This window comes from Psychrobacter sp. D2 (assembly GCF_013608135.1).
GTDB classification, from domain to species: Bacteria; Pseudomonadota; Gammaproteobacteria; order Pseudomonadales; family Moraxellaceae; genus Psychrobacter; species Psychrobacter cryohalolentis.
On the sequence record NZ_JACDXZ010000001.1, the window covers coordinates 181,676 to 203,989 of the forward strand.

19 protein-coding genes are annotated in these 22,314 nt (G+C 41.8%); 12 read left to right on the forward strand and 7 right to left on the reverse strand.

The annotated features are described in order from the left end of the window. The first annotated feature begins 128 nt into the window (after window positions 1-128). From nusA to pnp, 9 genes are all read left to right on the forward strand, one after another. Window positions 129-1,613 carry a transcription termination factor NusA gene (nusA, locus tag H0262_RS00815; RefSeq protein WP_011512448.1) on the forward strand — a complete coding sequence of 495 codons (1,485 nt, stop codon included), beginning with the start codon at window positions 129-131 and terminating at the stop codon, window positions 1,611-1,613. A 149-nt stretch (window positions 1,614-1,762) separates the two neighbouring features. After that, window positions 1,763-4,489: a translation initiation factor IF-2 gene (gene infB / locus H0262_RS00820; protein ID WP_011512449.1), complete on the forward strand. Its 2,727-nt coding sequence runs from the start codon at window positions 1,763-1,765 to the stop codon at window positions 4,487-4,489. 198 nt (window positions 4,490-4,687) lie between these two features. Then, the gene (locus H0262_RS00825) at window positions 4,688-5,092 is read left to right on the forward strand and encodes a ribosome-binding factor A (RefSeq protein ID WP_181209345.1); all 405 of its coding nucleotides are present in this window, start codon (window positions 4,688-4,690) and stop codon (window positions 5,090-5,092) included. 16 nt (window positions 5,093-5,108) lie between these two features. Next, window positions 5,109-6,188, forward strand: coding sequence for a tRNA pseudouridine(55) synthase TruB (gene truB / locus H0262_RS00830; protein ID WP_181209346.1), 1,080 nt, complete (start codon window positions 5,109-5,111; stop codon window positions 6,186-6,188). A gap of 364 nt (window positions 6,189-6,552) precedes the next feature. Then, window positions 6,553-7,077, forward strand: a complete 525-nt coding sequence (locus H0262_RS00835) for a type 1 glutamine amidotransferase domain-containing protein (protein ID WP_181209347.1) — start codon at window positions 6,553-6,555, stop codon at window positions 7,075-7,077. Window positions 7,078-7,135: 58 nt separating this feature from the next. Beyond that, window positions 7,136-7,294, forward strand: a complete 159-nt coding sequence (locus tag H0262_RS00840) for a hypothetical protein (protein WP_181209348.1) — start codon at window positions 7,136-7,138, stop codon at window positions 7,292-7,294. 45 nt (window positions 7,295-7,339) lie between these two features. Next, window positions 7,340-7,519, forward strand: coding sequence for a hypothetical protein (locus tag H0262_RS00845; RefSeq protein ID WP_133103973.1), 180 nt, complete (start codon window positions 7,340-7,342; stop codon window positions 7,517-7,519). Between the two features lie 352 nt (window positions 7,520-7,871). Next, window positions 7,872-8,138: a 30S ribosomal protein S15 gene (rpsO, locus tag H0262_RS00850; RefSeq protein WP_011512454.1), complete on the forward strand. Its 267-nt coding sequence runs from the start codon at window positions 7,872-7,874 to the stop codon at window positions 8,136-8,138. Between the two features lie 602 nt (window positions 8,139-8,740). Then, window positions 8,741-10,843: a polyribonucleotide nucleotidyltransferase gene (gene pnp, locus H0262_RS00855; RefSeq protein WP_181209349.1), complete on the forward strand. Its 2,103-nt coding sequence runs from the start codon at window positions 8,741-8,743 to the stop codon at window positions 10,841-10,843. A gap of 112 nt (window positions 10,844-10,955) precedes the next feature. On the opposite strand, the gene H0262_RS00860 is transcribed toward pnp, so the two are convergent. The 4 genes from H0262_RS00860 to H0262_RS00875 form a co-directional block, all read right to left on the reverse strand. Further along, the gene (locus H0262_RS00860) at window positions 10,956-11,528 is read right to left on the reverse strand and encodes a hypothetical protein (protein WP_181209350.1); all 573 of its coding nucleotides are present in this window, start codon (window positions 11,526-11,528) and stop codon (window positions 10,956-10,958) included. Window positions 11,529-11,571: 43 nt separating this feature from the next. Beyond that, window positions 11,572-12,102, reverse strand: a complete 531-nt coding sequence (locus H0262_RS00865) for a hypothetical protein (RefSeq protein WP_181209351.1) — start codon at window positions 12,100-12,102, stop codon at window positions 11,572-11,574. A gap of 147 nt (window positions 12,103-12,249) precedes the next feature. Next, a complete protein-coding gene (locus H0262_RS00870) occupies window positions 12,250-12,507 on the reverse strand; it encodes a YheV family putative metal-binding protein (RefSeq protein ID WP_181209352.1) in 258 nt (85 codons plus the stop codon). Next, window positions 12,508-14,703, reverse strand: a complete 2,196-nt coding sequence (locus tag H0262_RS00875; RefSeq protein ID WP_181209353.1) for a M3 family metallopeptidase — start codon at window positions 14,701-14,703, stop codon at window positions 12,508-12,510. 561 nt (window positions 14,704-15,264) lie between these two features. Here H0262_RS00875 and H0262_RS00880 point away from each other — a divergent pair. The 3 genes from H0262_RS00880 (at window position 15,265) to H0262_RS00890 (ending at window position 18,544) form a co-directional block, all read left to right on the forward strand. Next, a complete protein-coding gene (locus tag H0262_RS00880) occupies window positions 15,265-16,377 on the forward strand; it encodes a hypothetical protein (protein WP_011512460.1) in 1,113 nt (370 codons plus the stop codon). A gap of 353 nt (window positions 16,378-16,730) precedes the next feature. Beyond that, the gene (locus tag H0262_RS00885) at window positions 16,731-17,489 is read left to right on the forward strand and encodes an endonuclease/exonuclease/phosphatase family protein (protein WP_041752899.1); all 759 of its coding nucleotides are present in this window, start codon (window positions 16,731-16,733) and stop codon (window positions 17,487-17,489) included. 59 nt (window positions 17,490-17,548) lie between these two features. Further along, a complete protein-coding gene (locus H0262_RS00890; RefSeq protein ID WP_181209354.1) occupies window positions 17,549-18,544 on the forward strand; it encodes an NADP-dependent oxidoreductase in 996 nt (331 codons plus the stop codon). Between the two features lie 35 nt (window positions 18,545-18,579). On the opposite strand, the gene H0262_RS00895 is transcribed toward H0262_RS00890, so the two are convergent. From H0262_RS00895 to H0262_RS00905, 3 genes are read right to left on the reverse strand one after another with little or no spacing between them, the layout of a single operon-like run. Further along, window positions 18,580-19,206, reverse strand: coding sequence for an alpha-ketoglutarate-dependent dioxygenase AlkB (locus H0262_RS00895; protein WP_181209355.1), 627 nt, complete (start codon window positions 19,204-19,206; stop codon window positions 18,580-18,582). Window positions 19,207-19,214: 8 nt separating this feature from the next. Further along, window positions 19,215-20,102, reverse strand: a complete 888-nt coding sequence (locus tag H0262_RS00900) for an alpha/beta fold hydrolase (protein ID WP_181209356.1) — start codon at window positions 20,100-20,102, stop codon at window positions 19,215-19,217. Between the two features lie 49 nt (window positions 20,103-20,151). Continuing rightward, a complete protein-coding gene (locus tag H0262_RS00905) occupies window positions 20,152-22,062 on the reverse strand; it encodes an ABC transporter ATP-binding protein (protein WP_133103963.1) in 1,911 nt (636 codons plus the stop codon). Window positions 22,063-22,314: the final 252 nt, after the last annotated feature.

Consider the following 22,314-nt stretch of genomic DNA (forward strand, 5'->3'; position numbering starts at 1 on the left):
CGCTATTAGACACTTTTAGTGTATGAACGCGGTTAGTCTAATAGCTTAGATGACTGATGGTGAAAATATAGAGTAAGTCAAAAATTATAAAATTTAAGTCAATTAAAAAATGATAGGACAGGCATAGTATGAGTCGTGAAATCTTAACGGTAGTAGAAACTGTCAGTAACGAGAAGGGCTTAAATCCTGAAGATATCTTTGAAGCAATCGAAGATGCTTTGGTCGTCTCGACTAAGAAAAAAGTATATACCGATCAGCCGGAAGTAGAAGTGCGGGTCTCAATTGACCGTACAACAGGCGATTATGATACTTATCGTTATTGGACAGTGGTTGCAGATGAAGACCATGAAATGCCTGCTTGTCAGCTTGCGATTACTGACCTTGATCAAGAAGAATGGTCAATCGGTGATATTAAAGAAGAGCAAATTGAGTCGATCGAGTTTGGTCGTATTGCTGCCACTCAAGCCAAACAAGTTATCATCCAAAAGATTCGTGAAGCTGAGCGTAATTTAGTAGCAGATGCTTTTGAGCCACGTGTTGGCGAGATGATGTATGGCGAAGTCAAAAAACAAACCCGTGATGGTTACATCATTGACTTAGGTGATAATGCTGAGGGTTATCTGTCACGTGATCAGATGCTACCACGTGAGCAATTGCGCGCAAAATCGCGTATCAATGCCATCTTATATCATGTGAACCGTGAAAATCGCGGCGCTCAGTTGCTTCTATCACGTACTCATCCTGAAATGCTCTCGGCATTGATGCAAAAAGAAGTGCCTGAGATTGCAGAACAAATTATCGAAATCCGTAACGTCGCGCGCTTACCGGGTACTCGTGCTAAAATAGCGGTTAAGACCAACGATCATCGTATCGATCCGGTTGGTGCTTGTATTGGTATGCGTGGTACACGTATCCAAGCAGTACAGCAAGAGCTTGATGGCGAGCGTATTGATGTAGTGGTTTGGTCAGATGATCCTGCCCAATTTATCATCAGCGCTTTAGAGCCTGCAGACGTAAGCAGTATCATCCTAGATGAAGATACGCAAACGGCTGATATTATCTTTAGTACCAATGATCAGCTAGCACGTGCGATTGGCTCACAAGGTCAAAACGTACGCTTAGCTTCTGAGCTGACTGGCTATAAGCTAAATATGATGCTAGAAGAAGAGTATCAGCAGCGTCAAGCAAACGAATCTAAAGCATTCATCGAACTATTCTATGAACGCCTAGAAGTGGATAAAGACTTAGCACAAGCGCTTGTCGATATTGGTTTTACCAGTATTGAAGAAGTGGCTTATGTACCTGTCGAAACCTTCTACGATATTGAAGGATTAGATGATGAAGCGATTGATATGATCCAAGAGCGTGCGAAAGAAGTCGTTATTGCAGACGAATTGGTCAAACAACAGAACATGAAAGAGCCAAGTCAGGAACTACAAGATCTTGAAGGAATGACAGTCAGTTGGGCTTATAAAATGGCTCAAAAAGACATCATTACGGTGGATGACTTGGCAGAACAAGCCGTCTTCGACTTAGAAGATATCGAAGACTTAGATACTGAAACCGCAGGAAAACTCATCATGAAAGCTCGGGAATCTTGGTTCAATGAATAAGCGGTAACTGCATATCGCTGTCTTTTGGTGATATGCTATCGATAATAAAGTGTTGGTATGAGCAAAATTTATATCAGCCTTACCCCAATCATTTGTAGCCAACAACTGAATTGAACATATAGCAAATAATAGACAGTAGGTGATAATAAATGGCAGATAAGACCGTCAAAGAACTGGCAGATATGGTAAGCAAAACCGCAAGTGCTGTACAACAGCAACTGGTAGATGCTGGACTGCCTGCGCGTGCAGAGGGTGACTTAGTCACTGAGCTTGAGCAGGAAAAGTTGGTGACGTATTTAAAGCAAAGTCATGGACAGGAAGAAAAGCGTCGCATTAGTCTGAAGTCTAAAACGACTAGTACTGCGCGTGTGACTGGCTCTTCGGGCAAATCTAAGAGCGTCAATGTTGAAGTGCGTAAAAAGAAAGTGTTCGAGAAGCCTGATCCAGAAAAGATGGCTGAAGAATTGGCTGCACGTGAGCAAGCGATGATTGAGTCGCAAGCGCGTGCTGCTAAAGATGCTGAAGACCGTGCTGCTACTAAGAAAAAATCTGAGGAGCGTCAAGCTGCTACTTTAGCTGCGATGCGTGCAAGCCTTGGCTCTAGCAAAAAGTCAGACGACAAGAATGACGATATTTCAACGTCAGTGGTTGTGAAAAAAGGCGGCAAGACTACTATTGAAGTTAAGCCGAAAGACCAACCTAAGAAGAAAGTTACAGCGACAAAGCCAAAAGTTGAGACGGCAGTTGAGCGTAAAGCTCGTGAAGTGCGTGAAAAAGAAGAAGCTCGTTTACGCGAGATCGAAACTGAAACACGCCGTACCCAAGCTGAAGAAGCGCAAAAGCGTACGCTTGAGCAAATGCGTAAAATGGCTGGTCAATATACTGATCAGCCCGCAACTGAAGTTCGTAAAGATGAGCCATTGGCAGAAGGTTTGGTCGGTGACGCATTAGAAGAATCGTTTGAGAAAGAACGTCGTGAAATCAAGCGTGGCACCAGTACCACTAGTGCCCGTGGCCGTGGTCGTCGTAAAAATCAAGACGAGCGTGAAATTAAGAACCGCAAAAACGGTCTACGTTCAAGCCAGTCTTCACAGCATAAATTTGAAAAGCCTGTCGAAAAAATTGTTTATGATGTAGAAATCAGTGAGCAAATCACGGTTTCTGATCTTGCCCAGCGCATGGCAGTGAAAGCTCGTGAAGTGACTAAGTTACTCATGAAAATGGGTGAAATTGCTCGCGAATCAGACATGATTGATCAAGCAACCGCTAGTCTAATTGTAGAAGAGATGGGTCACAATCCAGTACCCGTCAGTGATACTAAAGTTGAAGACGATCTACAAGATGCTGTTGATGAGCGCAGCAGTAACGTACAAACGCGTCCACCAGTAGTCACTATCATGGGTCACGTTGATCATGGTAAGACGTCATTACTAGATAAAATCCGTGAAACGAAAGTGGCTACGGGCGAAGCAGGTGGTATTACTCAGCATATCGGTGCTTATCATGTGAAAACAGCACGTGGTGTTATTACTTTCCTTGATACTCCAGGTCACGCTGCCTTTAGTGCAATGCGCTCACGTGGTGCTCAAGCGACAGATATCGTTGTATTGGTCGTTGCTGCAGATGACGGCATGATGCCGCAAACTGAAGAAGCGATTGATCATGCTCGTGCTGCTGGTACGCCGCTGATTGTTGCTATCAACAAAATGGATAAGCCAAGTGCTGATCCTGATCGTGTTCTTAACGAGCTGACTGCAAAAGAAGTGGTATCGGAAGATTGGGGTGGCGATACTCCTATGGCTCGTATCTCAGCCAAGACAGGTGATGGTATTGATGAGCTGCTAGAGCTTATTAGCTTACAAGCTGAGCTAATGGAATTAGAAGCACCATTAGATGGTCCTGCTCAAGGTGTGGTTATTGAGTCAAGACTCGAAAAAGGTCGTGGTCCTGTTGTTAGTGTTCTTGTCAAAAAAGGTACATTAAAACAAGGCGATTTAGTCTTAGCTGGTGAATATTACGGTAAAGTTCGTGCGATGACTGATGAACATGGCAAACGTATTCAATCAGCTGGACCTTCTATCCCTGTAGAGATATTAGGCTTACCTGAAACGCCAGCAGCTGGTAGTGAATTCTTAGTCTTAACGGACGAGAAAAAAGCCCGTGAAGTCGCAGACTTTAGAACCAACCGTGAGCGCGAGCGTCAGCTTGAGCGTCAAAACGCGATGCGTCTAGAGAGCATGTTTGATCAGATGGAACAGGGTAATGTTTCATACCTAAATATTGTTCTAAAAACCGATGTTCGTGGTTCGCTTGAAGCACTACTTGCCGCATTGAATGAGTTATCGACGGATGAAGTTAAAGTTCGTGTGATCAGCTCAGGCGTTGGTCCTATCTCTGAGTCAGATGTGACGCTAGCAGAATCTAGTGAAGCGGTATTGCTAGGCTTCAACGTTCGTGCAGATGCTACCGCACGTCGTAAATCAGATTCTGCCAACATGGATATTCGCTATTACAGCGTTATTTATGGCTTGATTGATGATGTGAAAGCGGCAATGAGCGGTATGCTTGCGCCAGAACATCGCGAGAAAATCTTGGGTGTTGCAGACGTTCGTGAAGTATTCCGCTCTAGTAAGTTTGGTGCAGCTGCTGGTTGTATGGTGGTTGAAGGCACGATTTATCGCAACAAACCTATCCGTGTATTACGTAATGACCAAGTTATCTTTACTGGTCAATTACAGTCATTACGTCGCTACAAAGAAGACGTTAATGAAGTACGTACGGGCATGGAATGTGGTCTAGCCGTTCGCGGTTACGATGTAGAAGCTGGTGATAAAATCGAAGTCTTTGAGATTCAAGAGTTCGCACGTACTATCTAAAGTCACTGGTAAAATTAGGATGGTGCATCATGCAATCCGCTTTATTAACTGCGCATGGCATGATGGATTAGCTATCTTATAAATATTCAGCTGTACTTAGGCCTAACAGGTACATCCTGCTAGGCCTTTTTTAACAAATATTAGGCGTTAAACTTATTAATAAATGATTATATTGATCAATAAAAACAAGGTAATAACATGAACCAACGTTTACAACGTTTAGCTGATCAGATTCAGCGTGAGCTTGCTGTCCTTATCCGTGACGCGGTCAACGATCCGCGTCTGACAGGTTTCGTCACTATCTCTAGCGTTAAGGTCAGCCCAGATTTGGGCTATGCTGATGTGTATGTGACCATTATGGAGCCTGAGCTCAATGATGCCATGACCATGTCAAATCATGAAGAAAGCATCAAGGTACTAAACAAAGCGGCAGGCTTCTTGCGTACTGAGCTGAGTCATAGTTTGAAGACTCGCACAACACCGCGTTTGCGCTTTCATTATGATGAAGTGACTGCCCGTGGTAATTACATGATGGATTTAATCAGTAAAGCGGTTATTAAAACTGAAGAAAATGAGTCTGACGAGCAAGAAAACAAAGAGTAGAAGGGTAAAAGTCATTATGTCTATCGCATCTACGCAAGCGGGTAAAAAGTCTAGTAATCACCCTAACAAGATTAAAGTTTCTGGTGTTATTTTAGTCGATAAGCCTCAAGGTATGACTTCTCAGCAAGTGGTTTCAAAGGTAAAATATTTATTTAAATCGCCTAACCATGACAGCAAGAAAGCAGGTCATACCGGCACACTTGATCCAATGGCAACGGGATTATTGCCTATCTGTTTGGGTGAAGCGACCAAATTTAGCCACTATCAGCTTGATGCGGACAAATCTTATCAAGCAACCATTCTACTTGGTAGTCAAACTGATACCGGTGATGCCGATGGGCAAGTCACTGCTGAGGCACCGATTCCAGCGTTTGATGATGCGCTGTTAGACAAAGTCGCCCAGCAGTTTTTAGGTGCTCAGCAGCAAATTCCACCGATGTATTCTGCCTTAAAGAAAGATGGCAAAAAACTCTATGAATATGCTCGTGCTGGTATAGAAGTAGACCGCCCGCCAAGAGACATTGTCCTTAAAGCCATTGAGTTAAAAGCAATCGATGAGCAGAAAATCCAGTTAACAGTAACCTGTTCAAAAGGCACTTATGTGCGTGTATTGGCAGAAGATATTGCCAAAACTATGGCTACACTTGGACATTTGACGGCACTACGCCGTCTACAAGTAGGTGACTTCAAAATCGATGAGATAATTTCGCTTGCAGATTTAGAAGCATTGCCATTAGAACAACGTCAGACATATCTATTGCCAGTAGATGCCTGCATTGATATTAGTGCTGAGCTGACACTATCGTCAGAGCAGTGCGAGCGCGTACAAATGGGTCAACGCTTGAATGTTATCGATCAGTTGACTGATGATGTGCAAAGTTATATCACAACAGCTATCGATCAGCATTTAGCTGCTAACAATAACAGCGCTGCCGATAGTCAAAATATTGAAGATACTAACGATGATAACGAGCAGCAATTGGTACATGAAATACCGATAGATATTCGTCTTATCGATGAGCAGGGCGCGTTTATTGGTCTAGGGGCAGTGAGTTTAAATGGTCGATTGCAACCTAAAAAGCTGATTCAGTTGTAATTTCAACACGTAAATTTGCCTAGATTTATAACTTAAAAGCGGCAAAACTTACTAAGAGTTCACACAAATCACATATCGTCACATTTTATTGCAGGTTTCACCTATAGTGAAACCTGCTTTTTTTGTATCTTGATTAAGTCAGCTAGGGAAAGCATGACATGGATGAAAATAATAAGAAAGTACAATATAAGAGGGTGATAATAATACAAAATGGATTTACTATAAATTTCGTTGAATAAAATAATAAATTTGAGCAGTAAAACTAAATAAAAATAACAAGATATCAATTCATATAAATTAATTTTTACAATTATAAGAAAGTTATTCAATCATAAATATAATTTATAAATAAATAGGAAGTATTATGAAAACGATTGCTTTTTTACTTCATAACCACTTTGAACAAGCAGAATATGAAGAGGTTAACAACAAACTAAAAGCTAAAGGTTACATCACACTTCTAATAACGACCAATAAAGAAAAAGAAGTTCAAGGTATGCAGCAAGACGTCAACAAAGGCGATACTTTTACTGCTGATATTTTTGCAAAAGACGCAAAACCTGCTGAGTATGATGCTTTAGTTTTGCCGGGTGGTACGGTCAATGCTGATACCATGCGTGGTAACGAAAATGCACATAGGATTATTACTGCTATAAATGAGGCTGGTAAACCGCTTGCTGTTATCTGCCATGCGCCTTGGATATTAATCAATACTGGTATAGCTAAGGGTAAAACGTTAACGGCTTATCATACTTTACAACTTGATTTAGAAAATGCTGGGGCAAAATTCGTAGACGAAAGCGTGCAGATAGACGGTAATCTGATTACCTCACGCAACCCAGATGATATTAATAATTTCGTCGCAGCGATTGACAAAGCTTTAACATAAGTTCCAATCGTTTCAAATTAGAGTAATTTTTATTCATTATCTATAAGGATATAACACGATGACACAGCCTAATCCAAACGATACCAAATTTGAGCAACAACGTTCTGATTCTGCCAAAGCAGCGCTTAAAAGCCAGACGGAAGATAATCATACAGAAGACACTGAAGCTGCCGCAGAGCGTATTGTTGATAACTTGGAAACGAAGGAAGATAAATAGCTTCTTAAGTATGAATATATGAGTTAAATGTAAATAGGAGTTACTATGAGCAATTCAGTAAAAGATATGGATGAGCAAGAACAAGAGATTAATCAACTTGTAGAAGATATCAATCCTCGTGCTGATAACTCTCCTGATAGTTTAGCAGAAGCTACGACTGTGCCTTTAGCAGACGATGAGCTAGGCGGTACGGCTAGCGAAGAAGATATCCAAAAAAATAAATAAGTCTTAGATTATAAGGCTGGTATCTACATTTCATGTTTACTTTTGATGGGCACTAACAATGTAGTCAACTTACTTACCAATAATCAAATATTCTTAAAACCATAACAAATAACTGCTGTTAGCCCAGCAGTTTTTTGTTATAATTGGCGTCATATTTAAATACGGTTTAGATTATTCTAAATGGTTTTAAATGACAGTTATGACTCATTGAGCTTGTCGTACACTAGGTCAACTCTAGTAATGCAGGGTTGTCCTGAATGACGTACAGGCTATTTTATTAACTATTCTATTGCTCCTCGATACTTAAACTTCTAAGATTATCTTGGTGCTCTTAGCATTGCCGGAGAGATTTATGCTAACTAATGCCGATCGCGAACAAATCATTGCTCAATACCAACGTGGTGAAAGTGACACTGGTTCACCAGAAGTTCAAGTAGCTTTGTTAAGTGCTCGCATCAACGATCTACAAAACCATTTTAAAGCACACAAAGCGGATCACCATAGCCGCCGTGGTCTTATCCGTATGGTTAATACCCGTCGTAAACTGCTTGATTACTTAAAAGGTAAAGATCTTGGTCGCTATACCACCCTTATTAGCCAGTTGGGTCTACGTCGTTAATTTGACGACAGTAGTACAAATGGTTGCTAAAACGAGATATGCCTTAACTGGGAAGTATTTTAGATTTTTTGCGCAGCTATTTGGAACTTGCTTGTTGATATCGATAAAATAGATTTTTCTAAAAACGGTGTGGAATAGTTTCACGCCGTTTTTTTATGCTTATCAGTATGGTATGAGTTTAAGTACAGAAACAAAAGCTTATATTTAACTAATTATTAAGAAATAGATAGTAGTGCATTAGGTTGGTCAATGACCATAAATCACTGTAAAATAATGCCTTAGTCGGTTTTTGCACTGTTTATGATAGGTAAACATGCATAGGTAAAGTAGTTAAAAGCCTCCATAGATGGAGTGGTTTTGATGCTATAAAAATCCAAATGATCGTTATAGCAAACCGAATCTTAGCAGCAACCAATATGCAGGGCTAAGCGAGCTAGACAAGCCAGTAGCATAAGATAAATATTTGATAATAATAGTTTCGATAGACAGGATTTATAACTGTAAAGACAGTCGATTAGAAGCTATATACAAAGAATTTTAATGACAGATATCAGTGTTTTTTGTGCTGATATTATTTCGTCAGTCAATATTAGGAAAATTATATGACAATGTTTAATACCATTAAGCGCGAATTCCAATACGGTAACCAGCAAGTTGTTATCGAAACAGGACGTATTGCGCGTCAAGCCAACTCGATTTTAGTCCATATGGGCGGCGTTACTGTATTGGTAGCAGCGGTTGTAAAGTCTGATGCCAAAGAAGGTCAAAACTTCTTTCCATTGACCGTAAACTACCAAGAAAAAATGTATGCAGCAGGTAAAATTCCAGGTGCTTACGGCAAACGTGAAGGTCGCGCGAGCGAGTCTGAAACCTTAACCTCGCGTCTGATTGACCGCCCAATCCGTCCACTATTCCCTGAAGGCTATGTAAACGAGATTCAAATCACAGCGACGGTTGTGTCATCTGACAAAACTCAATCAGCGGATATCGCAGCACTAATCGGTGCTTCAGCAGCGTTAGCTATTTCTGATGCCCCGTTCAAAGGTCCTGTTGCTGCGGCGCGTGTTGGTTTTATCAATGGCGAATACGTACTGAACCCGACCCTTGAAGAGCTTAAAGAAAGTGATCTTGACTTGGTCGTCGCTGGTACCAAGTCTGCGGTATTGATGGTTGAGTCTGAAGCTGCAGAGCTATCAGAAGATCAAATGCTAGGTGCGGTCTTATACGGTCATCAGCAGCAGCAAATCGTTATCGATAACATTGCCTCAATGGCAGAAGAAATTGGTACTGCTAAGCAACAATATACTGCTCCTGTACGCGATCAAGCATTAGAGACCAGCATGAAAGAGCAGTTCGGTACGCAAGTATCTGACGCTTATACCGTTACTGATAAGCAAGCTCGTTATGCGAAACTTGACGAAATCAAAGACGCTGCAATCGCGGCGCTTGCTGGCGATGCTGAATCAGAAGCGTATAGCAATAATGTTGCTGAGCTTAAAGAAATCTATAACGATCTAAAATATCGTACTGTTCGTGACAATATCTTGTCAGGCAAGCCACGTATTGACGGTCGTGATTTAGAAACCGTTCGTGCCCTTGATGTACAAGTGGGCGTATTACCATTTACTCATGGTTCAGCATTGTTTACACGTGGTGAAACCCAAGCATTGGTAACGACTACCCTTGGTAATACTCGTGACGTCAATATGATTGACTCACTAGCGGGTACCATTCGTGATCATTTCATGTTGCATTATAACTTCCCGCATTTCTCAGTAGGCGAAACGGGTCGTGAAGGTATTCCTAAACGTCGTGAAATCGGTCATGGTCGTTTAGCACGCCGTGGTGTACAAGCGATGCTGCCTGATAGCGATCGCTTCCCATATGTTATCCGTGTGGTTTCTGAGATCACTGAATCAAATGGTTCATCGTCTATGGCCTCTGTTTGTGGTGCAAGTTTGGCATTGATGGACGCTGGTGTGCCAATTAAAGCACCCGTCGCTGGTATCGCTATGGGTCTGGTTAAAGAAGGCGAGCGCTTTGCTGTATTGTCTGACATCTTAGGTGATGAAGATCATCTTGGCGATATGGACTTTAAAGTAGCTGGTTCTAAAGACGGTATTACTGCTCTACAGATGGACATTAAAATCGAAGGTATTACCCCAGATATCATGGAGCAAGCGTTAAAACAAGCTCATGCTGGTCGTATCCATATCCTAGATGCGATGAACAAAGTATTGCCTGAAAGTCGTACTGAAATCAATGCTCATGCACCTAACTATGCCGTAATTGAGATCAATCCGGATAAAATCCGTGATGTTATCGGTAAAGGCGGCGCAACGATTCGTCAGCTAACGGAAGAAACTGGCGCGGTTATCGACATTGATGATGCTGGTACCATCCGTATCTTTGGTGAAAATAAAGCGGCAACCAAAGCAGCGATCGCTAAAATTGAAGCAATCACGGCAGAAGTTGAAGTAGGTAAAACTTACGAAGGTACGGTTGCTCGTATCGTTGACTTCGGAGCCTTTATTAACGTATTGCCAAATACTGATGGTCTCGTCCATATCTCGCAAATCGCAGACGAGCGCGTAGAGAATGTATCTGACTATCTAAAAGAAGGTCAAATCGTTAAAGTATTGGTTCAAGACGTTGATAATCGTGGTCGTATCAAGTTGACTATGAAAGGTATTGAGCAGAGCTAATGCTTGATATTTGATAGCGTTAATATTTAAAGAACCGCCTTGAATCACTTATTATGAGTGCTCAAGGCGGTTTTTTTATGGACGTAAAATATAACTAAAATTAGAAAATATGCTATATGGCAACGTCTTTAGGTACATGGATATCAATGCGAAGCTTAGGTAAATTTGCTAAATAATGGGCTATGAGAGGCAATATATCAATATGCCAATCTAATGGAAGCGCGTTTGTTATAAGAGACTCATTCGTCGAAGGATTGGCTTCATTGCGTGAATGGTTGTAGATAAGTGGACGGGCAAGCAGAGCAATGTGACGGATACCTTGATAGCGTATCAGCGTTGTCAGTTGTTGTCGTAAATCTACTAAAGCTGCCGTCAACCAGCGTACTCTTACTGGATGATAAGGGTGATCTGATATAACAAGGTTAGCAATATAACTGGGTTGGTTGCCATTACTACTGACACTAAGCCCAGCTTGCTCACGTATGCGTTTATGCAGCAAACAGCTACCAACCATTAAGCTACCATCACGGCACGCACGATAGTAACGTTGATAATTATCAGGATATAGGGTTTTTGCGCGAGTCAAAATAGGATCTAAAAGGAGACCAGCGCTATTAACAGGAAGTATGAGCAGCTGAGCGCTGCTATTTAGAATAGGATTATGAGTGAGTTGCAAAGATGCCATCATCAACCCCTGAATAAAAGCATACATTATTTAGCGATAACTGCTAATTAGTGTTGGTTTTAACCGCAGTATCAGCCTCTAATTGGGCAATTTGTTGCTCAAGTAATGCGATTTCTTGAGCCTTAAGTTCGGTTAATTGTTTGGTCATGGCAATCTGTTCAGCAGCGAGCTTTTCTTGTTCGGCTAAGCGCTTACGTTCATCTTCTAAACGATCAATTTCTTCTTTGGCTAAGCTGTTCGTTTTTGGTAATGGGGCTTCTAAGATGGCTTTAGCATCTGAGATATCAGAATCCGTTATGTTAGCGCTACCTTGATTTTCATCATCAATAATATTATTAACGTCATCTTCTAATGGTACAGAAGCAATCTGTGTAGGCTTATCTTGTTCGGAAGTCACCGGCAAATTTTCAGCAGAGCTCTGATTAGATTGAGGTACCGTGCCTTTCCAAACGAAATAACCGATTAACAGCACAATTAATAAAATACCAAACCACCATTTTTGACGTGGCTTAGCAGAATGGGTAGATTTTTTTGAGACTTTATGGGAGAAAGGACGCATTTTTTTGCTTTTCATACTACGTTCAATTTAGGTTAAAGATATCCTGCCATACTATAGCAAACTCGAAATAAAAAAGCCCATCTATTGATAGAAGGGCGATTAAATACAGCATTGTTTATAGCAATCATGAGATATGACTGTCTGATCGTCAAATATAAAGAATTATTCTTTGAATTTGACCGTCCCACTGGTTCCGGTAATCATAGCGTCACGAGTTAATTGGTCTTCAAGATGGTTCTTTGCGCTGATCTCATCAGGATCAGGGCGATGTTCAGTATGCCCGCATAGCGTACATTCAATATATTCATCAAGCGCTGGCACAACGATATTGACTTGTACTACCGCATCCATGACCTGACATTTCGGACAGCGAACGCCCGCTAAAAACTGCCGCTTTGGACGCGTTGATTGATAGCGCATTTAAATCACCTCGCGTGTTATTGAGGCATTGGCAGCCGTACTACTTTTAGTCTGGTCTTTAGTATCAGAAAAACCGCTATGACGTAGCAAAGCATCAATACTGGCGCTACGACCACGGAAATTTTCAAAATTCACCTTAGCTGGAAAACTACCGCCCACTGATAAAATAGTCTCACGGAAGGCTTTACCTGTGATGGGATTAAAAATGCCGTCTTCTTCAAATTTACTAAAAGCATCAGCAGACAACAGCTCTGCCCATTTATAAGAATAATAACCAGCGGCATAACCACCAGCAAAAATGTGACTAAAGCCATTGGCAAAGCGGTTGTAATCAGGCGTCTGTAAAATGGCAATATCATTACGTACGCTGTTAAGCGTAGTCAAAATACCTTCATAATTAAGCGCTGGCGTGTGCGCATGGATCAACAAATCAAACAAAGCAAATTCGATCTGACGGAGTGTTTGCAAACCACTTTGGAAGTTTTTGACTGCCAATAGCGCATCGAGTTTCTCTTTTGGTAATGGCGCGCCAGTTTCGACATGACTGCTAATAAGAGCAATACCTTCCGCGTCCCATGCCCAGTTCTCCATAAACTGGCTTGGCAGCTCGACCGCATCCCACTCAACGCCATTGACCCCAGCGACATCACCGACCGTCACTTGGGTTAATAAATGATGGAGACCATGACCAAACTCATGAAACAAGGTGACAACTTCATCATGAGTCAATAAGCTTGGCTTACCATCGAGTGCTGGGGTGAAGTTACCGACCATAAAGCACACTGGTAGCTGTTGGTGGTTTTGCTCTTCATAACTATAACGTGACTGAAAGCCACTCATCCAGGCGCCGCCGCGTTTACCACTACGGGCAAATAAATCAAAATAAAAACCGCCAAGCAAGTTATCATCAGCATCAAATAACTGATAAAAACGCACCTCATCATGCCAGCGTGATACGGATTCATTTTGCTCTTGTACTTTGATACCGTATAAACGCTCAACGATAGCGAATAACCCGCTAATCACTTTTGGTAATGGGAAATACGGGCGAATCTCTTCTTGTGATAAGCTGAACTCGCTTTGTTTGACCTTTTCGGCGATATAAGCACTGTCCCACGGCTGCAAATCTTCAATATCATAATCTTGCGCATATTTTTGCAATTGCGCCAAATCTTGCGCAGCAGTTGGCGTTGCTTGCACTGCTAAATCACGTAAAAAGGTTTCTACTTCTGCCACGCTGTCTGCCATTTTGGTCGATAGCGATACCTCTGCATAGTTATCAAAACCCAATAGTCTGGCTTTTTGTTCACGTAACTGCAAAATCTCACTCATGATATTTGCGTTATTTAGAGATTGACCTTTAGCATTAGTATGCTCATCAAACTCAGAGGCGCGAGTGACATAGGCACGATATAACGTCTCACGTAAGTTGCGATCATCGGCATGGGTCATAATGGCAAGATACACAGGAATATTTAAGCTTGCCACATAATAAGGCGTCGATAAGGTATCAATCTCTGTTTGCGTGAGCGAACCATTTGCAAGCTGGCTTGTTTTGTACTGCTCACCAGCATCGGCTATTAATGCCAAACCACTTTCAGTCAAACCTACTAACTGCCCTGTTTTAAGCGGCAACGCATAAGCTTGAGTGGCGTCTAAAACATGGTCTGAGAAAGTGGCTGATAACGTAGATAGCTTACTTTGAATAGCCGCAAATTTATCTTGCTCAGCTTTTGGTAATGCGACTCCTGATAACTCAAAGCTACGTAGCGCAAGCTCAATAGCTCGTACTCGTGCCGGCTCAAGCGCTGCGAAGAAAGCTTTATCACTGACAATCGCTTGATAACGACTAAATAGCGGCTGATGCTGCCCAACGCGCGTACCGTAAGCTGATAGCTTTGGTAACAGCTCATGATGGACATGGCGGATCTCATCATTACTCATGACACTATTCAGATGCGACAAAATGCCCCAACTTCGATCCAATGCCAAATTGATGTGGTCAAAGTTTTTTATATCAATTAGCGCTTGCTCAGCGTCTATCGAGGTAGACGTATCCTTGCTATCTGTACACACCTTCAACTCATCTAAAAACGCATTAGCCGCATCAATGGCGCTGATTACTTGCTGTTGTAAAGTGCTTGGTGCAGTATCGGCAAAATCGACAAGATGTAACTTTGAAGAAATAGAAGTCATAAAAGGTTCCGTTATAAATAATGGGTTTGACAGATAAAAGGGTTTAATTTGGCGTAATTATTCAAATCGTTCAAATGATTAACAGGCGTTACTGTTTATATTTTAAAGATATATTAAGATCAAGGTTTCTCAAAGTTAAATAGCTTGATGTGAGAGTAATAGATATGGTGTATTGATAACCATTGTTAATAATCAGCATTGTAATATTTAAATAATGGGTCTTCATTAATGAAAATACAAGCTGGAAGCTTGAGCTCTGCTAAGCTGTTAATCAAGTGACCTTTATTAAGGCTACTGTTATTAAGGTTATTGTGGCAAGCGTTGATATTATTTACAAAGCATCATCATTTGCTTGCAAATTAACCCTATAGCTTGTGTGGTCAAGTTGGTAGTGTAATAGGATAACAGGCGTTAATAGTGCTGTAGTATGAATAGCCTGTTAAGCATGCTATGTTATTAAGAGTATGCAGTCGCCTGACCGCAAAAATCTAGAATAAGTAACAGGCAAGGCGTACCAAAAGTAGTATTGGAAATTTATAGTCATAAAACAAGGAGTATTAAATGAAAGCAACTCTTAAAAGCTTACGTGAGACAAAGGCGAATCCAGCAGTCAGTATTTTTGTCAAAACGCACCGCGAACACCCTGCTAATGACAAAGACCCTATTGCCCTAAAAAACCAATTAAAAGTCGTCGAAGAACGTCTAACCAATGAGTATGACAAGCGTACGGCAACCACTATCTTAGACAATATCCATGCTAAGACCAAAGAGCTGAATCATAATCTTAATCTAGATACCTTAGCTATTTTTGCTAGTACTGACGATGTGCAAGTGATCCGTATGCCTATTGATACCACTGAGCGTGTGGTTATCTCACATCGTTTTGCGACCCGTGATTTAGTGCGTGATATGGCAAGCGCTGTGCATTATTATACTTTGGTATTGACTCGTGATAAGGCACGTTTAATTGAAGCCTCTAATGATCGCGTGATACGAGAGTTCGATCTAGACGATACTGCCCAAAATAATATGGAAAACATTCCTTTTCCTATCGACAATAATGGACTTCATACGACAAGCGATGGCGGATCAGATCGCTCAGCGAATAATGAGAGTAGTGCGTTAAAAGAGTTCTTTAACCAAGTAGATAAGAGTGTCCAAGAGCTGTGGGGCGAGCATAAAATGCCGCTAGTCGTAGTCGGTGATAGCAAAAATATTGGCTACTATAAAGATGTTTGTGACCGTCCGGATAATATCATCGCTACGGTATCAAATGCCACCAATCTAGATGAGGGTGGTGCACAGCATGTTATCAACAGTGTACAAGAAGCAGTAGAAGGTTATCGTACCTCCTTACACCAAGCGGCACTGGGCGAGATTGATAAAGCGCGCGGGGCAAACAAACTACAGACTGATTTGCAAGAAGTCTATCGCAGTGCTTTTCAGGGTATAGGCGATACCTTGTATGTCCGCCGTGGCTATATTCAACCAGCCAAAATTGATGAAAAAGCGCAAACGCTAAGTCTTGCGGATGATTCAAGTGCAGAAGGTATCACTGATGATGCTATTGGTGAAATCATTGAGCATGTCATTCATAATGGTGGTAAAGCGGTCTTTATGCCACAAGATATTATGAATGCAGACCAACCGATTGCTCTTGTCACCCGCTATTAATAGATGACATAGGCTCAGTAACGAATTAGCCATTGGTCATTGATAGCACATAGGTATAGTATGAGAGCATTGGTTCAGTATGAGCCAATGCTCTTTTTATATGTATGGTTTTATATAGTTAAAATATCTCAAAAAAGCTACAGTGCTGCTGGTATAAATTTTTTGCAGCCTCTGTCTGCGTAGGCACAGCAAGCAAGAAAAATTAATATCAGCAGTACTTGATGTATCGATATTACTTTTTCCTGACTATGGTGCCTCGATTATATTTTAAACGATTATTTTTTATTTTGAGCTGACCACATTTAAAACCCAATATCTACTCTATAAATACTGAGTTTATGACTACTACCATTATGACTAATACCACCTCTTTTGTACTCACAAGCTATAACATTCATAAAGGCATGTCGCCGATGAATCGCCAAGTCAAAGTTCAGGGTATTGCCCAAGCACTTGATATTATTGGTTCGGACATACTCTGTCTACAAGAAGTACAGGGGCAAAACCTTAAGCGCAATATTCAATACAACGAGTACCCTGACCAGTCTCAGCACGAATGGTTTGGTGAATATCTGCAACTAGAAAACAGTTATGGCAAAAATTCAGAGTACGATAACGGCCATCATGGCAATGCGGTGTTGAGCCGATTTCCACTTGATCCCAAGCACAACGTCAATATTACGGTCAATAAGCTTGAGCAGCGCGGGGTTTTGCACTGTGAAGTGCAGCCGGTAGGTTGGGAGGTGCCAGTGGTGGTTTTATGCGCCCATTTAAACCTATTTGAGCGCGATCGTATCAAGCAATATGAAGCGATTTCTAACTATGTCCGAGATGAGATTGCCCCTGACCAGCCACTAATTTTGGCCGGCGATTTTAATGACTGGAAAAAAATGTCTTGTGATAGATTGGCATCAAGCTTGGGTATGACGGAAGCTTTTAAACATTGTCACGGCAAGCTGCTGCCTACCTTTCCAGCAAAGCTACCTGTATTGAGCTTAGACCGTATCTATGTCCGTAATCTCAGAATAAAGGATGCTTGGGTACATACGGGTAAACCGTGGTCAACTCTGTCTGACCATCTGCCTTTGAGTGCAGAACTGGCGTTGCTATAGAATAAAAATTATTAATGGAATAAAGAACGCTAAACTAAAATAAACAAGGATGATAAACAATGTCTGATAAAAGCATACCAATGACTCAAAATGCCGTACTCATACGTGAGTTTGGTGAACCTGAAGTCATGATATACCAAGATGATGTTGCCGTACCTGAGTTGACAGATGCTCAAGTGCTGGTAAAAGTTGCTTACGCCGGTATCAATCCAGTCGATTATAAAACTCGTCAAGGCAAAGGCTGGGGCGCTACTAATATCCAAAAAGATAAGTTTGATCATAATCAACCAGCGATTTTGGGTTTTGATATGTCAGGCACAGTGGTTGACAGTCAAAGTACGAAATTTGCCGTTGGTGATAAAGTCGCAGCATTAACTTTTAACGGTGGATGCTATGCTGAATATGTCGCTGTTGATGCTAAAATGCTGGCACGTGTACCTGAAGCTGTCACCTTAGAGCAGGCAGGCGCATTACCTTGTATCGGACAAACGGCGCTACAGTTTGTTGAGTTTGCTGATATCAAAGAGGGCGAGCATGTAGTGATGAATGCCCCAGCAGGCGGTGTTGGTCATCTATTGATACAGCTTTTGATGAAAAAAATCGCTAAACATAATATTAAAGTTACGCTTATTTGCTCAGCAGAAAAGTATAAAAAACTGGATAGCTTGATAGATACTAGCCAGCTTACAGGCTGGATTGACTACACCAAAAATGATCCGTTCCCTGAGCTGCAAGCCGACGTCTTATTGGATTTGGTCGGTGATGAAGCGGGTGTAAGGGCGCTAGACGTTGTCAAAGAGTCTGGACGTGTATATGTACTACCAACAATTTGGGTAGATAAACTCAAAGAAGCAGGCAGTCAAAAAAATCTAAGCGTTGAAGGTTATGCGGCTCAGCGTAATGGTAAAGATATGGCACGAGTGCTACAGCTGGTAGCAGATGGTCAGCTAACTTTACGTTTGCAAAAGACTTATCCATTGTCAGAAGTCGTTACCGCCCATCATGAGCTGCAAAAAGGCGATGCTTTTGGTAAATTGGTATTGAAAGTCAGTTGAGCCGAGGTTGATTGGATAATAGATTTAGCTAATGATTAGCTTCGATTATTTGGATATATTTTCCGAAAAGTTAAGCTAATGCGTCCTGTGGTTACCTTTTTAGTCTTGGTAATACTGTGCTTCCAAAAGCTCTGGGTATCACCATGCATGACAATTAGCTGACCTGACTCAAGATAAAGCTCAACTTTATCTTGAGTTTTTTTATGCTTAAAGACAAATTTACGCGTAGCACCAAGGGATAATGAAGCAATAACTGGTTGCTCACCAAGCTCTCGTTCATCATCGGCATGATAGCCCATACCATCCTCACCAGAAGGATAATAGTTAAGTAAACAGGAATTAAAATTAACATCAATTCCAAGTATTAGTAGCTGCTGCTCAACATGTTGTTTCACATGAAACACAGTATCTGTCCAAGGTATGGTTTGACGCGTATGACCAGAGTACTGATAGTCAATATCGCTATCACCCATCCAAACGATTTGACGCGTTGTGACATGTGTCTTGCCAAATAAAGTAACGATATCTTCTTGCCAAGGTAACTCAGTCACCAAGTTATAAAATAAGGGGCTGGGATAATCGATCACAATTCCTAAGTCATTTACCTGACCGTCATAAGGCAACAGGTTGTCAGTCGGTTTGGGCGCAAAAAGGTCAGTCATAGGTCAGCTTATTTATTGCTCTGATAATGCTCATTGATAATTTGAGCGCAGATTTCTGGCGCCTCCATGGGTAATAAATGTCCATACTCTGGTAAGGAAATAATACTGCTATCAGGAACAAATTTGTGCCATTGTTTACGTACTTTTGGATTGATAAATAAGGTGGGCTTGCCAGTAATCAAAGTGTAAGGGCAGCTTAATTTCTTAAGTGCAGCATCAATATGAGGGGCACCAAAATAATTAGCTAACTCTTGTTCTGGTGAGAATAGCAGAGTATAGCTACCGTCATTATTGATGCTCAAGCTTTGTGTAGCAAAGGTTTTCAGGTTTATATCGCTAATACGCTGATATGCCCGCTGCGCACGCAGATGCTCATAATATTCTTGAGTACTTGCCCAAGTGGTTTGCTTAGTTACTGTACTTTTAAAGGGTTCTTGGCTTAGTAAAAACTGCCGCGGCAACAGATTATATATTCTTGCTTGTTTTTTGGTAAAGGTAACAGGCTCGATAAGATAGAGCTCTGAGAAAAGCTCTGGACGCTTTGCTGCCGCTATTGCAGTAGCAGTTGCACCCTGCGAATGTCCAATGCCAACAACTGGTTTATCTTGGGTTTTTTCTAAAAACTCAATCAGCATCTCAGCATCTTGCTCACGCGTTAGGCGGCGTGCTTGCGGTTTATCGTACCAATAGCCGCGTAATGCCAATGAGCTCAGCTCAAAGCTGGCTGCCAGCTCATTTAACAATGGCGTATAGGTACCAACGGTAAAGCTATTACCCCCATAAAAATGGGCAGGCGCACGTTTGTAATCAGTTTGATTGGCTGACCCTAGTTGCTGTAAGTCATAATAGCGAGCCTGTCTACCAGCAAGGTTGATGCGATTTGTATAAGCTTCCATAAAATAAACACGTCCGTGTGAGAAGTTGCTCTTAATAAAGCGCTTTTAATTAACTGTCTTCACCTAAGAAGCCACCACTTTGGCGATGCCATAATCGTGCATAGATACCATGTAGATTCAATAGTTCATCATGGCTGCCTTGCTCAATAATTTGGCCTTTATCCATCACAACCAGTCTATCAAGAGCGGCAATGGTTGATAAGCGATGGGCGATGGCAATAACTGTCTTGCCAGTCATAATATCGTTCAGGCTTTCAGTAATTGCAAATTCGATCTCAGAATCGAGCGCACTGGTGGCTTCATCTAACAGTAGAATAGGCGCGTTTTTTAGCATAACACGTGAGATGGCAATACGTTGACGCTGCCCACCCGAAAGTTTGACGCCGCGTTCACCAACTTGAGTATCCAGCCCCATGTTGCCTTTATCATCATATAAATCTTTGATAAAGTCCCATGCCTGAGCTTGTTTTGCTGCGATGATAATCTGCTCGTCAGTAGCATCAGGACGACCATAAGCAATATTTTCGCGTACGGTACGATGTAATAAAGAGGTATCTTGGGTCACCATGCCGATTTGCTGACGTAAGGACTCTTGGGTCACCTCATCAATCGCTTGACCATCAATGAGGATTTTACCTTTATCGACATCAAAGAAGCGTAAGAGTAGATTGACCAAGGTGGATTTGCCGGCACCTGAACGTCCAACCAGACCGATTTTTTCGCCGGGTTTGATGTCCAAGTAAAAATTATCGAGAAGTTTGATAGTAGACGTGGCTGATAGGTTGCCGTCGTTTAAATTTCCACCATCATTATTGTCTGCATCATCGCTGTCATTCTCATAACTGAAATCGACATGATCGAAGACGATACGACCTTCTGTGACTTTTAAAGCTGGTGCATGGGGTTTGTCAATGATGGTTTGCGGTGCAGATAAGGTACGCATACCGTCCTGTACCGTACCGATACTTTCAAACAAACTTGCCGTCTGCCACATAATCCAGCGCGTTAAACCATTCAAGCGTAGCGCCATGGCAGTTGCAGCAGCAATAGCACCGACACCAATGGCTTCTTGTTGCCATAAATACAAGCCGATACCGGCAGTACTACTGACCAAAACAACACTAATCAAATGCGTTGAAAACTCAAGATAGCTGACCCAGCGCATTTGTGCATGGACGGTACCCAAAAACTGCCCCATGGCGTTTTTGGCGTAACTGAGCTCACGGCGCGAGTGACTAAACAGCTTGACGGTCATAATATTGGCGTAAGCATCAGTAATGCGCCCCGTCATCAAGGCGCGAGCATCTGCTTGTACAATAGCCGTTTGTTTGAGTTTAGGTATGAAATACCACATTGCAAGCCAAACTAATACAAACCATGCGATAAAGGGGATCAGTAGCAAGCTGTCAAGGTTGAAGAGAATGATACCTGAAGTAATAAAATAGACAGCGACATACATAAACATGTCAGTAACTGTCATAACGGTATCACGTACTGCCAATGCCGTTTGCATCACTTTAGCAGAAACGCGACCGGAGAATTCATCTTGATAAAACTGCATCGATTGACCAAGCATACGCTGATGAAAACGCCAGCGCATCTGCATGGGGAATACCCCTTGCAAGGTTTGAAAATGGATAAATGAGGATAAGGCAATCCATAATGGGCTGACAATCATCACCGCCAGCATGAGCAGCAGCATGTCACCTTTTTCTAGCCACAGATTTTGCGGGGTATAAACCCCAAGCCAGTCAACGATATTTCCAATCCAAGCAAAGAGCATGGCTTCGTAAATACCGATACCGGCTGACAAAATCATAAATAGCAGTAGCCAGCCGCGTAAACCATTGGTGCACGCCCACAGAAACTTTAGCATACCATCACGAGGTGAGGGTAGTGGCATCGGTGTTTCAGGGAAGGCCGGCAGGCGATTTTCAAAAAAGCGAAATAGAGCGTTCATAGGCAATAGCAATACGTCAAGAAAAGCGTGAATAGACGCAATCTTGAGCAATTATATAGGTGAGTGAGTAGTGTGCTATTTTAGCAAATCTTGACCAACACGCTTACAGGCTAATTGTAATTTGAACGCATCAGACACTCATAGAACCATCTGATGATACATGGGCATAAATAGCTTGCTGCATAAGAAATATATTGTTACATTCTATGGTTTTTCTCCTTTTAAATTAACACTGATATATGCCCTCGATAT